We start from the raw sequence: 13,281 nt of genomic DNA on the forward strand, positions 1-13,281 counted from the left end.
TCCTTACAACTCATTACAGAACAACAGGTCTCTTTTTTGGCTTCTCCATGAATGCCTTTGAGACTTACCTGTTATTACCCTGATAATTTACTTTCTTCCGGTTTTTGCCTTTTTTATTGTACTGTAATTTTTTCTGTCTATTCCCGGTTTAGAAAAATTTGGACATAAGAGAAGAATTCGAAACGCAGTGTTCTGAAAAGGTGCATTCCGTACAGAATTTTTCTTCCGTTTTCTCAGGCATGAATCCGGCTTTTATTTTTTGCACACGCCTGCAGATTTTTAAAACTTCTCTTCGGTCTGAACTTCGGATAACCACCTTCCGGAGAAGGCCGAAACTTACGTACTCGACAAAAGCGAAGGGGACTTCCCCTCCTAACTCGGCTTCAAGCAGAAGGGCAAGTGATGCGGCGTGCATCCGGTCAGATGCCCACACGCCCTGAACAGGACAGTTCCCAGGTTTTAGAATCGATGGAACATTCGCACCCTCGAAACAGACAAGTTTGGACGGGACACCCTTCAGGTTAAGTTTTTCCGATGAAAGAAATGGTTCGGTTTTAACAGGAGTAAGTGCCGCAAGCATGGCGTCTTTTCCGAATTCTTCAAGTCCTTTAAGGAGATTAGCTGCAATTTCGGGAATTTTAGCTCTTGCCCGCACCTTACCTTCTTCCAGTATTCCTTCCTCTATGCGTGCAAATTCCCTCGGAAACATTAGTGGGAGGTCTTCACAGGCCTGATTAAGGGCAGACTCAAGTTCTTTACATAGGGTATCGGCGTTTAACGAACACTTTTTCACAATTTCAGGGTAATTCAGGGAGAGCTCTTTCAGGAGCATTCTCTCGAGCCGTGAAGCGTTTATTTCCGGAAGCAGTTCAAATCCACGGCTGACAAAGTATACGCGCCGCGGGCAGTTGATATACAGAAGAAGGTCAGAAACGCTTATCTCGGGGTTCCGTGAATCTGCAGGCATTACATTCCAATTTCTTTCACATTTCTTATAAATTTTTTGGGAAAGATCTCTCTGTTGTCTGATAGTTAAACCTATGCGACAATTGCCGAACTCGCATTCGTTAGATATATATGGTAATGCTTCCTCTTAGATTAAGTAAGTCATGACATCCAACGATTCCTCAGAAAATCTGCGCAACCGCCTGGCGGAGAAAATGGCTGGAGATATCACACTCTCTGAAAAACCCGGCGAGTCACTGAAAAAGTGGAGATTAAATTTTGAGATATCCCAGACCGATATTGCAAATTACCTTAAGGTTTCTCCCTCTGTTATCAGCGATTATGAAAGCGGGAGGCGAAAGTCTCCGGGGACGATGATAGTCCGGAAGATTGTGGAATCCCTGCTTGAAGTAGATATTGAGCGGGGAGGCAAAAGGATTCACACCTACGAATCGATACTTAACGCCGAAAGCAACTCAAAATCCATCTACTCAACTTATGAGTATACTCTCCCGATACAGCTTGCTAAACTGGTTAACCTTATTGAAGGCGAGATCGTCTATAAAGGATCTGAGAAGCCTCTATATGGTTTTTCTGTCATCGACAGCCAGCGAGCAGTCCTGGAACTTTCCTCCCACGAATTCCAGAAGCTCTATGGCTGGAGTACGGACAGAGCCATGATCTTTACAAAGGTTACTACCGGAAAGTCCCCTCTGGTAGCTATCCGGGTCACCAACCTGAAACCCGGAGCTGTTGTGCTCCACGGGCTCCGTAAAGAAGATGTCGAACCTGTTGCAGTCAAGATGGCGGAAGTGGACCGTGTACCCCTGGTCGCAACTACAATGGATCTCGATCAGATTGTGCAGTTACTGAAAAAATACAGTCAATACTCTGCAAGGGAATGACCCCCTGAAGATGCCCTAAACACTCAAAAACAGGTGAACAAATGACTATTGGAATTGTATCTTACGGCGCATATGTTCCGAGATACCGTATAAAAATTGAAGAAATTGCCCGGCTTTGGGGTGATGACGCAGAGGCTCTCAAAAATGGCCTCATGGTGTACGAAAAATCCGTGCCTGATGTAGACGAAGATGCAGCAACGATTGCAGTGGAAGCGGCAAGATACGCAATGGCAAGAAGCGGCGTTGATCCCTCCAGAATCGAGGCGGTATACACAGGTTCAGAAAGCCATCCCTATGCTGTAAAGCCAACAAGCACTATCGTAGCCCAGGCAATCGGCGCAACCCCTGAAATGACTGCAGCAGACTTTGAGTTTGCATGTAAAGCAGGAACAGCCGCAGTCCAGGCATGTATGGGGCTGGTGGGTTCCGGAATGATTGACCTTGGCATGGCTATAGGAGCAGACGTTTCTCAGGGAGCCCCCAGCGATGCCCTGGAGTACACTGCCGCAGCAGGAGGAGTCGCCTGCCTTATCGGGAGAAAAGAATCCGAGCTTGCCGCAATCATTGAAGGTACATACTCTTTTACAACAGATACCCCTGACTTCTGGAGAAGGGAAGGGATGCCTTACCCAGAACACGGAGGCAGGTTTACAGGAGAGCCCGGGTACTTTAAGCATGTGACAAACGGTGCAAATGGCCTTCTTAAAAAACTCGGGACAAAGCCGGAAGATTATGATTATGCAGTCTTTCACCAGCCAAACGGGAAGTTCCCGAGCAAAGTTGCAAAGATGCTGGGGTTCACAAAAGCCCAGATTACTCCGGGACTTGTAGTTCCAAAAATAGGAAATACCTATTCAGGTTCCTGCCTTATGGGAATCGCTGCAACCCTTGACCAGGCAAAGCCCGGGGACCGGATTTTTGCAACCGCCTTCGGGTCCGGAGCAGGTTCCGACGCTTTTAGCATAACAGTTACTGACAGGATTGAGGAAATCCGAAACAAGGCTCCGACGGTTTCCGAACTTATCAAGGATCCTATATACATCGACTATGCAAGGTATGCCAGACATAAAGGTAAAATCCGCCTGGCTTGAAAACGGGGTGAATACATGAGAGACGTAGCAATTATCGGAGTAAAAAATACAAAATTCGGGGAACTCTGGGAGCGTTCCTTAAGAGACATAGTTGTAGAAGCCGCTATCGGAGTACTTGAAGATGCAGATGTTAGCGGAAAAGAAATTGATGCTCTCTACATAGGAAATATGAGCGGCGGTCGCTTTGTTGACCAGGAACATATAGGGGCCCTTATTGCGGATTATTCCGGGCTTTCCAAGAACCTGCATATTCCGGCTACTCGAGTAGAGGCTGCCTGTGCATCGGGTGGGCTTGCTCTGCGCCAGGCTATCATGGCAGTAGCATCCGGTTACAGCAATATCGTAGTTGCAGCAGGGGCGGAAAAAATGACAGATGTAGGAACTGAGGAAGCATCTTCAGCTCTTGCAGCAGCAGCCGACCGTGAATGGGAAGGTATGGCAGGAGCAACTTTCCCTGGCCTGTACGCAATGATTGCAAAATTGCACATGCACAGATACGGAACCACCAGCGAACAGCTTGCAGAGGTTGCCGTAAAAAACCACAAAAACGGCTCTTTAAATCCCATTGCTCAGTACAAGAACGAAATCTCCGTAGATGATGTACTTAACTCAATAATGGTAGCCGACCCGTTACATATCTTTGACTGCTCACCGATAACAGATGGGGCATCTGCACTTGTTCTGGCACCTGCGGACATTGCCCACAAATATACCGATACTCCGATTTACATTAAGGCGACAGCACAGGCAAGTGATACGATTGCCCTTCACGACAGAAGGGATATCACAACTCTTGATGCAACTGTAATGGCTGCAAAGAGGGCATATTCAATGGCAAAATTGGCTCCTGAAGACATCGACCTTGTCGAAGTACATGACTGCTTTACTATTGCCGAGATCTGTGCAATTGAGGACCTCGGCTTTGCGGAGAAAGGGAAAGGCGGAATTGTCACAGCAAATGGGGAAACTGCAATTGGAGGTAGGATTCCTGTCAATACCTCCGGCGGCCTTAAAGCCTGCGGGCATCCCGTAGGAGCAACAGGGATAAAGCAGGCAGTAGAAATCGCAACCCAGTTGCGTGGGGACGCAGGCAGACGGCAAGTAGAAGGCGCAAAGTACGGGATGACCCATAATGTCGGAGGGTCAGGAGCAACAGCAGTAATACATATCTTATCGAGGGAGAGGTGATATTCGATGTCTTCTGTTCCAAGGTTCTGGAGAAATCTCGGCAGCAGGTACAACCTTGAAGGTACCCGCTGTGATGAATGCGGAAACTATTTTTATCCCCCCCGTAACTTTTGCGTGAACTGCAGGCGGTCGGGCCAGATTGAACCCTATAAATTTAAAGGCACCGGCGAAATAGTAACCTATACACTAATTCACACAGCTGCGGAAGGTTTTGAAAACCAGTCCCCTTACACACTTGCAATAATTCAGCTGGACGAAGGGCCCCTTCTGACATCCCAGGTTGTTGGTGAACCCGAAAAGATGCATATAGGAATGAGGGTAAAACCCGTTTTCCGTAAGCTAGGGGAAGACGGCGAACGCGGTATGATTTATTACGGCACCAAATTCGTCCCTGCAGATACATGATAGAGCCCGGAGTTTTCCGGGTTCCGTTAATGATTCTAAAGTGAGAATTTCCGGGGCCTCCCGGATCAAATCGGAGATGTCTGTAAACTATGATTGAAGTGGAAGTCAAGGTAAGAGCGGATCATTCAAAGGTCCGCTCCATCCTTCAGAAATTAGGGGCAATAAAAATAGGGATTGAGAATCAGTCAGATACTTATTTTGCAGCTCCTTACAGGGATTTTGCAAAGACCGACGAGGCTCTCAGGATTCGTTCCCTGGACGGCCAGGCCGTGCTAACCTATAAAGGCCCTAAGCTTGACAAAGTTTCCAAAACCCGGGAAGAACTCGAAACTTCTGTGGATGAGGCCACTACCACAGGAATACTACGTGCCCTTGGATTCTCGGAAGCCGGGATAGTCCGCAAAAAAAGGGAAGTCTTCAGGGCAGGAGAGATAACTGTCTGTCTTGACGCAGTCGAAGGGCTCGGAGAATTTCTTGAAGTGGAAATCGTAGCTGAAGATGAAAAAGATCTTGAAACTTCAAGGGGAAAGTTATTCGAGTTGCTAAAACAGTTTGGCGCCGGGGAAAAAGACTCTATCCGGACTTCTTATCTTGAAATGGTACTGGGAAAAAACAGTTCTAAATGAATCATTTGTTAAGATGATCTTAATCTGGTTTATCCAAATGCAAAAAATGGATTTTCCCTAAAGCATCACCTGCAACAATAGACTCTCCATCTGGTGAAATATCGCAGGTTTGAAAAAAGCTGTCTCCAGAAAAACCAGAAACAATCTCCCCTTTTTTTATATCACATACCTTAAGTGTTTTTAAATGTGAAGTGAAAATAACATACTTCCCATCGGGTGTGACTACAAGTTCCCGTAACGAAATATCATATCCTGTCAATGTTACTATTTCTTTTCCTTTTTCCAGATCCCAGACCTTAAGTGTATCGTCATCTGAAATTGAAATAGCATATCTACTATCGGGGGTAATTACAACTGAAAATACACCTCCATTATGCCCTATCAACCTTTTCTTTTCTTCCCCTTTTTCTAGATCCCATACCTTAAGTGTTGTATCCCTCGAGGCTGAAACTGCATATTTTCCATCTGGAGTTACTGCAACTGCATGCACCAAATCTTTATGCCCTTTAAGTATTGCTTTTTCTTCCCCTTTTTCTAAGTCCCAGACCTGGAGTGTACCTTTTTCTGAAGCTGAAATCGCATATTTTCCATCAGGGGTAACTGCAATTGTATGAACGCTCCTATCACATCCTTTGAGTGTTGCTTTTTCTTTTCCTATTTTTAGATCCCAAACTTTAAATGTGCTATCATAAGATCCGGAATCATCATATGAAACTGAAACTGCATACTTTCCATCGGATGTAACTACAACTGAATGCACATGCCCTTCATGCCCTTTGAATGTTGTTTTTTCCTTCCATTTATCTAGATCCCAAACCTTAATTGTTCCGTCATATGAAGCTGATATTGCATATTTCCCATCGGATGTAACTACAACTGAATCCACTGAATGTTCGTGCCCTTTGAGTGTTGTTATTTCTTCTCTTTTTTCCAGATCCCATACTTTGAGATTGTTATCACATGAAGCTGAAACTACATATCTTCCATTGGGTGTGAATGCAACTTCATTCACATCCATATTATGTGCTTTTAATTTTGTTGCGTCTTCTTTCTTTTCTAAATCCCATATCTTCAGCGTTCCGTCCTCCGCACCTGAAACTGCACATTTTCCATCAGGTGTAATTGCAACTGCATTCACTATGCCTACATGTCCTTCTAGTGTGGTTTTTTCGGTCCCTTTATCCAGATCCCAGACTTTAAGTGTTCTATCATCTTTGGCTAAAATTGCATATTTTCCTTTAGGTGTAACGGCAATTGCATACACATGCCCTTCATAACCTTTGAGTGTTGTTTTTTCCTTCCATTTATCTAGATCCCAAACCTTAATCGTTCCGTCATGTGAAGCTGAAAATGCATATTTTCCATCAGATGTAATTGCAACTGCGTGTACGCAATCTTTATGACCTTTGAAAGTTGCTTTTTCTTCCCCCCTCTCCAAGTCCCAGACTTTAAGCGTTCTATCTCTTGAAGCTGAAATTGCATACTTTCCATCAGGTGTAACCGAAACAGACATTACCAAATCATTATGCCCTTTCAGTATTGTTTTTTCTTTCCTTCTTTCCAGATCCCAAACCTTAAGCGTTCCTTCACATAATTCTGGATCTATATATGAAGCTGAAACTGCATATTTTCCATCAGGTGTAATTGCAACTGTGGAAATATGCCCTTCGTGCGCCTTGAATGTTGTTATTTCTTCTCCTTTTTCCAAATTCCAAATCTTAAGTATTCCATCGTATGAAGCTGAAACTGCACACTTTCCATCATGTGTTACTGAAACAGCCATCACAAAATCATTGTGCCCTCTCAGTGTCGTTATTTCGTCTCCTTTTTTTAGATCCCATACTTTGAGACTGTTATCACATGAAGCTGAAACCGCATATTTTCCATCAGATGTAATTACAATTGCATTCACCTCGTGATCATGCCTTTCTAAGGTTCTAATTAAAGGTCCTCCCGGTGGTTTTAAGGACGAGGTTATAGGAAGCAATCTGATACCATCTTTACGTTCAGAAACTTGGTTCAACAATGATTGTATTCCGCTTTCATGGAAACAAAGAAGGCGCCCAAGAAGTTGTCCTTCAAGCTCATTTTTATCTTTTATTAAAGCATTAAAAGAAAGTTTAATCGCACCCTGAACTAGCTCTACTTCTATATCATCAAAAAGGTAATCATAATCATGGATAAGGGAGTTTACGTCAGGGGTTTTTACACCAGTTTTCTCTTGTATAATGTATACTTTGTTTAGTCTGGTGTTCATCCATTCAAAATTTAAAAGGAGGTTCCGAAGCTCTTCCCTTTTTCCAGCTTCTTTCATGTGATATGCAATATGTTTGAAGAAATAACCATCTTTAGGACCATCACTCCAATTTCCACTACATTTTTTACGGTACGCTTCTAGCAACTGATCGTGAAGGCCGGGTAAATCATCTGCTTTCGCTCTCAAGTAATCGAATTGCAGATCATGCAGAGACATAAAGCGATTAGGGGCTTTACCATCAATCTGCAAAAGAGATCTGTCTTTCAGTTTAGTGAGTAGTTTTTCAACGCTGCGTCTTTTCAGATTTCCAGTATGTTCCCAAAGTATTGCAATTGTATCTTCGGGCACTAATTCATCTTCAGGGAATATAACTAATTCCTGATAACGCAGTACAGCGTTAGGATCTTCACGTGAGAGAAAATCAACACTAATTTTCAATGCTCTGCCTACGTTTGGATCTGGATAATTTGGCAATTGAGCTTCAACGAATTCAAAATCAGCTTCTTTTAAGGCTTCAAGGATATACATCCATGATATTCCACTTTTAGCCATTGCACCGCAGATGGATAGAGCAAGTGGTAAGTATCCGCATTCTCCGGCAACCTCTGCAGCCTCAGATGGCAATGAATCAACTTCCTGTTCGCACCAGTTTGCCAAAAGCTTCAAAGCTTCAGGTTTGCTGAGTACTTCGATTTTGTGTTCCTGAGCTCCAAGAGAAGCGACAACATCATCATTTCGTGTTGTAATGAGCAACCTGCAGCGTGAACCTAAAGCATTGACAAAAGGCGTAGCTTGTGGAACTTTCCATATATCATCGAGTATAATGAGGCAGACTTTGTCGGAAAGTACATTTGAAAGACTTGCTTCAGCTTCTCTTTTGCTTCCATAATTTGCAGGGTCGTCTCCAAATTTTGTTCCAATCAATCTCATGCACTCAATAAGATCAGAGTCCGATGCATCCAATCCAACCGTTACCCACAAAATTCCATCACAAAAAGCCTTTCGAGTTTCTGTTGTACGGGCAACAGCTGCTGATAATACAGATTTCCCCATTCCCCCCATACCTTGAAGCGCAGTAATTTGTTTTACAGATGTGATTACTACGGGCTTGACAGTATCAGTCAGTATTAATTCTTTGATTTTTTTGAGATCCTCTGTTCGAGGCAAATAATTCGGAGGGAGTGAGGGAACTCCAACCATTGGACCAAGAGGAGGAATAGGCTCTCTCAGAAGCCGAAGCAGTTCTTCGAGTGCCTTCTCATAAGGGCGCTGTTCCCGGAAATCCGGGCAGTGTAGCTTCGACATTTCAGGAGGGAGTAGTGTATAGTCGCCCATACGCAAAATTGGGATCACCCCCTTACTGAAAAGAAGAGCATGTTCCCATTCGTATCGAACAGAATCAGATTCAATTGCTTTAGGTCCGATAACGGCAATCAGTATGTCTGAGTCCCCAATTGCATCCCGTATTTCCTGCAAGAAAGTTCTGCCACGGTTTTTCATGGCGGTTCTGTCCCACCAGACATCAAAACCATTCTCTTTCAGATCTTTGTAGAGTTTTTCGACAAATGGTTCATCATCTTCTCGTGCATATGAGATAAATAAGGAAGGTGGCTTTTTAGCTACGATATCCATTTCTTAAGATCCTGTTGAGTTTCATAAATGGTCTTCATTTTTCAAAAATAGAATTTATTACCTTGTTATAGAGCTAAATTCCTACAATGCTTATTTATTCCCTCATTAAGGATTCAGCAGTAGGTTTCATGGTTTACCCTTTGGATTTTGGTCTCATGTTTTGAGGAGTCTAGGACTTATGCATTTGATGAATGAAATCAAGCACATACGACCTTATCAATAGTATTGTGATTTATACAGTTAAGTGTTTTCCGCTTTTGTTTTTCAGTCCAACTGCGTAAGTCCTAGAGTTAGGTTCCAATTAAACCTTTCGTTTTTGTTTACCGAGTGTTCACTATTGAGGTTTCACAAGCAAAAAAGCAAAGATAATGAGCCGATCCAAAAACTCAAAATTTGCTTCTTTGAACTTATCTTTTGAATAATAAATAGAGTTGCTGATTATGAAATTAATCTTAAAAAATCAGAATTTATTGATACTAAAATGGGTTTTGGGATCAGCTCAATAAGTTGTTTATGCCCGCATCAGGTACGGACATGGAAACAACTGGCAAATTTTGATTTAATTTTGATTTAATTTAAGTTTAAATTTACTCCATTTTTACCTTATCTTTGAACCCGACTTTAACTCTTTATCCGGCATCAAGGCTGCTACAATCGCTCCGCCGTCATCGGCTGCAAGCATCATGCCGTTTGACTCAACTCCGCAGAGTTTGACAGGTTTCAGGTTGGCGAGTATAACTACATTTTTCCCGATAAGCTCTTCGGGAGTGTAATATGAAGCCATGCCTGCTACAAGCTGCCTCGGCTTTTCCTCTCCGATATCCACTTCAACTCGCAGGAGCTTTTTTGACTTCTTTATAGGTTCGGCAAGGAGGACTTTTCCTACTCTGATGTCAAGCTTTGCAATGTCTTCATAACCTATCATGGGAAGAGTTTCGATTTGCCCTTTTTCTTCAGTTTTTGCTGGAAAACACATTATCCTTGATACTAAACATTATTGCAAAAATGGTTCATTGTCTATAATATGTCGTGAGATTTGGGCCATATGTTAACCAGCTTTAAACAGAATACATATTTATATAATTTTTGAGAAACGCCATCATCAAGAAGTCTCAAGATCTAATGTCGCACCTGCAGAGAGCAGGTTAATAGCGTGGTGGAGTTAAATACAAGCGGGATAAAAATAAGATCAAAAGAAGGTATAAAAGTGGAATTAACAAAAAAAGATAAAATCCTAATTTCAATCGCTTTGTGTTTATTTTTTGCCCGTGGTATTTATTTTAGTTTCATTATACACCAGGACATAACTGAAGATATGATTCCATATTACAATCTCGTTGAGTTTATAACTTACATGTATGTAGTCGCATTATTTGCATTGCTCGTATCTGTATTGGCAAAACTGGAACTAACAAAACGAGATAAAATCCTGGTTTCAATTATTTTATGTCTGTTTTTCGTGCACATAGTACACGGGATGCTCGATCAACTCGGGGTTATAGGTTACGCCGTATTTACAGACTATGCGCTTCCGGTTTCGTTCTTTGTATTATTTGTGTGGAGCTGGATTATTATGATACTTAATTCAATTGGTATTATATATGAGCAATACTCGTGGGGAGTACCGTCATATACATTCTTTAGTATCATTGCATGGATTTCGCTGTTCGTGCTTATAATTTACACCAAAGGTATGAAACTTGTGCCAAGAATAGTATATCTGTATCTCATCCCCGCTTTAGTAACGAGTCTTGCTTATCTATATAGCCTTCCACTTCATTGAAATAAACTTTGATACCAAACTTTGATACCGATGATTGGAAATACAGAGTATGAGGTGTGAACTGCCCTTCCCTGAAATCTTTGTATAACAGTTCAGCTTTTTGAGGAATGGGGCTTCCCGCCTGCGGAGAGAAATGAGCTAAAAAACATCAGAAGAAAAAGAAGATTTAAAACACAGAAACGCCGGGGATGCCCCCGAATGAATTCGGGGGTGGCGCAGACTGGACTAACACCATCTTCAGTTATTTAGAATATTTCCAAAAATTAAAAAGTGACCTGTACAACATGTGTAGCAGGTTACCTTATTCTGGAGCCGGGTTTTATCTCTTTGTCCGGCATCAGGGCTGCTACAATCGCTCCGCCGTCGTCGGCTGCAAGCATCATGCCGTTTGACTCAACTCCGCAGAGTTTGACAGGTTTCAGGTTGGCGAGTATGACTACATTTTTCCCGATAAGCTCTTCGGGAGTGTAATATGAAGCCATGCCTGCAACAAGCTGCCTCGGCTTTTCCTCTCCGATATCCACTTCAACGCGCAGGAGCTTTTTTGACTTTTTTATGGGCTCTGCAAGGAGGACTTTTCCTACCCTTATGTCAAGTTTTGCAAAGTCCTCATAATCTATCAGGGGAAGGGCTTCTTTTACCTCAACGGTTTCTGTTTTTAAGGCTTCTCCGGCTTTTTCGGCTGGGTTTGCCTCTTCTACAGGGCCCATTCCATCGGATTTGGCAGGCTCTGTTCCATTTCCCTTTGCCGCAATTTTCTTTGCATCTGCAGCTTTTACCCTCTGGTTTGCGATCTCTTCCATCTCCCCGATCCTGTCGTCTTCAAGTTTGGTAAAGAGGAGTTCAGGCTTTGCAAGTTTTGTGCCTGCCTTCAGGGGCACGAGGGCTTCTTCGTACTGCGCAGCATGTATATCACTTTCCTGCCCGAGTCCTTTCCAGGCTATTTCCATGGTCTGCGGGAGCACGGGTTCAAATATAATGCTCAGGGCTTTTGCCAGGTGGAGGCAGTTGTAGAGGACCTGTCCGCAAGCAACTCTGTCTTCTTTTATAAGTTTCCAGGGCTCGTGGGACTGGAAGTAAGTGTTCCCGAAAGACGCAAGAGCCGTGGCAGAATCAACCGCTTTTTTAAACTCGTACTCAGCCATTGCTGCTTTTACTTCTTTTAGAGCCTTTTCAATTTCTGCGCTTACCTCAGGTTCGAGTTTCCCTTCAGGGACTTCTCCATAGTTCTTGAAAGCAAAAAGCATGGTCCTGTACAGGAAGTTTCCGAACACAGCCACCAGTTCGGTGTTAATCTTTTCCTGAAGCACGCGCCAGGAGAAGTTCAGTTCCTTGGTATGGGAGGTGTAGCTTGCAAGGTAATACCTCAGGAGGTCGGGATGGAAACCGTGGTCAAGATAATCTTCTCCAACCCAGACCACATACCCTCTGGTCTTGGAAAACTTCTTATCTTCGATCTTGACCATGCCTGAAGCTACAACAGCTGTGGGCACGGAGTATTCTGCGCCTTTAAGCATGGCAGGCCAGAAAATGCAGTGGTGGTAAGTAATATCCCCTCCAATGAAGTGGATTATTTCCCCGTCCCCTTTCCAGAATTTTTCCCAGGAATCTCCTGCCTGTGCAGCCCATTCCTCGGTGAAAGCCATGTATCCTATGGGGGCGTCCACCCAGACATAAACCACAAGGTCTTCATGCCCTGGGAATTTAACTCCCCATTCAAGGTTTCTTGTGATGCACCAGTCCGTAAGCCCCTGTTTTACCCAGCCAAGTGCATAGTTGATGGCATTTGTGGTCCCTCCAAGATCATTTGAGAGGTAATCCATCAGATAGTCACTGAAGTTAGAAAGTCTGAAAAAGAAGTGTTCCTGCTGGCGGTACTCTGCAGGCCCTCCGCAGATAGTACAAACAGGGTTCTGCAGCTCTCCGGGCTCGAGGTGTTTCCCGCATCCCTGGTCGCATTCATCGCCTCTGGCTGTTTCTCCGCAGTGGGGGCAGGCTCCTTCCACATAACGATCAGGAAGGAAGCGGTTGCACTTCGGGCAGTAAGCAATTTCTATAACTTTCGGGTAAACATAACCTTTTTCAATCAGTTTGTTTACGATTTCAAGAGTCCGGTTATGATTCTCAGGGTCATCGGTTGTCCCAAAAGCATCAAAGCAAACTCCGAGTTGCTTGAAAGTTTCATCAAAGTGTTTATGATAAATCTCTACAAGTTCTTTAGGGGTGATTCCGAGCTCCTCGGCGTTTACTACAATGGGGGTGCCATGAGTATCCGAGCCGCAAACAAAGGTGACCTCCCTTCCTTCCTTCCGCAGGGAACGGGCAAAAATATCGGCGGGCACATAGGTCCGGAGATGCCCTATATGGGCCTTGCCGTTGGCATAAGGCAGGCCACAGGTGACAAGTACGGGTTTACTGGATGAGTCTGACATTCTTATCTCCATATATT

At 43.6% G+C, this 13,281-nt stretch carries 9 protein-coding genes and 1 pseudogene; 6 read left to right on the forward strand and 4 right to left on the reverse strand.

The genetic code is table 11. From position 1 onward, the window contains the following. Nucleotides 1–148 precede the first annotated feature (148 nt). Nucleotides 149–967, reverse strand: a complete 819-nt coding sequence (locus ACZ5A8_RS02520) for a Dna2/Cas4 domain-containing protein (RefSeq protein WP_464532022.1) — start codon at nucleotides 965–967, stop codon at nucleotides 149–151. A 142-nt stretch (nucleotides 968–1,109) separates the two neighbouring features. Between ACZ5A8_RS02520 and ACZ5A8_RS02525 the strand changes: the two genes are divergently transcribed. The 5 genes from ACZ5A8_RS02525 (at nucleotide 1,110) to cyaB (ending at nucleotide 5,160) form a co-directional block, all read left to right on the forward strand. Continuing rightward, a complete protein-coding gene (locus ACZ5A8_RS02525) occupies nucleotides 1,110–1,850 on the forward strand; it encodes a helix-turn-helix domain-containing protein (protein WP_464532023.1) in 741 nt (246 codons plus the stop codon). Nucleotides 1,851–1,891: 41 nt separating this feature from the next. Then, a complete protein-coding gene (locus tag ACZ5A8_RS02530) occupies nucleotides 1,892–2,941 on the forward strand; it encodes a hydroxymethylglutaryl-CoA synthase (RefSeq protein WP_464532024.1) in 1,050 nt (349 codons plus the stop codon). 15 nt (nucleotides 2,942–2,956) lie between these two features. Continuing rightward, a complete protein-coding gene (locus ACZ5A8_RS02535; RefSeq protein ID WP_464532026.1) occupies nucleotides 2,957–4,129 on the forward strand; it encodes an acetyl-CoA acetyltransferase in 1,173 nt (390 codons plus the stop codon). A 6-nt stretch (nucleotides 4,130–4,135) separates the two neighbouring features. Further along, nucleotides 4,136–4,534, forward strand: coding sequence for a Zn-ribbon domain-containing OB-fold protein (locus ACZ5A8_RS02540; protein ID WP_464532027.1), 399 nt, complete (start codon nucleotides 4,136–4,138; stop codon nucleotides 4,532–4,534). Between the two features lie 89 nt (nucleotides 4,535–4,623). Continuing rightward, entirely contained in the window at nucleotides 4,624–5,160 is a 537-nt protein-coding gene (gene cyaB / locus ACZ5A8_RS02545) for a class IV adenylate cyclase (RefSeq protein WP_464532028.1), read from the forward strand. Between the two features lie 19 nt (nucleotides 5,161–5,179). Here cyaB and ACZ5A8_RS02550 read toward each other — a convergent pair whose 3' ends face one another. Both ACZ5A8_RS02550 and metG (ACZ5A8_RS02555) read right to left on the reverse strand, forming a co-directional pair. Further along, a complete protein-coding gene (locus ACZ5A8_RS02550; protein WP_464532029.1) occupies nucleotides 5,180–9,049 on the reverse strand; it encodes a beta-propeller domain-containing protein in 3,870 nt (1,289 codons plus the stop codon). A 598-nt stretch (nucleotides 9,050–9,647) separates the two neighbouring features. After that, nucleotides 9,648–10,013 (reverse strand): annotated as a pseudogene (gene metG / locus ACZ5A8_RS02555) (methionine--tRNA ligase subunit beta); the annotation flags it as partial. Between the two features lie 189 nt (nucleotides 10,014–10,202). On the opposite strand from metG (ACZ5A8_RS02555), the gene ACZ5A8_RS02560 reads away from it, so the two are divergent. After that, nucleotides 10,203–10,832: a hypothetical protein gene (locus ACZ5A8_RS02560; protein WP_464532031.1), complete on the forward strand. Its 630-nt coding sequence runs from the start codon at nucleotides 10,203–10,205 to the stop codon at nucleotides 10,830–10,832. Between the two features lie 296 nt (nucleotides 10,833–11,128). On the opposite strand, the gene metG (ACZ5A8_RS02565) is transcribed toward ACZ5A8_RS02560, so the two are convergent. Continuing rightward, complete coding sequence (gene metG, locus ACZ5A8_RS02565; RefSeq protein WP_464532032.1) at nucleotides 11,129–13,264, reverse strand: methionine--tRNA ligase; 2,136 nt, start codon at nucleotides 13,262–13,264, stop codon at nucleotides 11,129–11,131. Nucleotides 13,265–13,281: the final 17 nt, after the last annotated feature.

The organism is Methanosarcina subterranea (genome assembly GCF_055385895.1).

What these genes read in the sequence shown, in the direction of transcription:
- ACZ5A8_RS02520 (WP_464532022.1), bottom strand. Translation starts at nt 967, where the DNA reads ATGCCTGCAGATTCACGGAACCCCGAGATAAGCGTTTCTGACCTTCTT.
- ACZ5A8_RS02525 (WP_464532023.1), top strand. Translation starts at nt 1,110, where the DNA reads ATGACATCCAACGATTCCTCAGAAAATCTGCGCAACCGCCTGGCGGAG.
- ACZ5A8_RS02530 (WP_464532024.1), top strand. Translation starts at nt 1,892, where the DNA reads ATGACTATTGGAATTGTATCTTACGGCGCATATGTTCCGAGATACCGT.
- ACZ5A8_RS02535 (WP_464532026.1), top strand. Translation starts at nt 2,957, where the DNA reads ATGAGAGACGTAGCAATTATCGGAGTAAAAAATACAAAATTCGGGGAA.
- ACZ5A8_RS02540 (WP_464532027.1), top strand. Translation starts at nt 4,136, where the DNA reads ATGTCTTCTGTTCCAAGGTTCTGGAGAAATCTCGGCAGCAGGTACAAC.
- cyaB (WP_464532028.1), top strand. Translation starts at nt 4,624, where the DNA reads ATGATTGAAGTGGAAGTCAAGGTAAGAGCGGATCATTCAAAGGTCCGC.
- ACZ5A8_RS02550 (WP_464532029.1), bottom strand. Translation starts at nt 9,049, where the DNA reads ATGGATATCGTAGCTAAAAAGCCACCTTCCTTATTTATCTCATATGCA.
- metG (WP_464532032.1), bottom strand. Translation starts at nt 13,264, where the DNA reads ATGTCAGACTCATCCAGTAAACCCGTACTTGTCACCTGTGGCCTGCCT.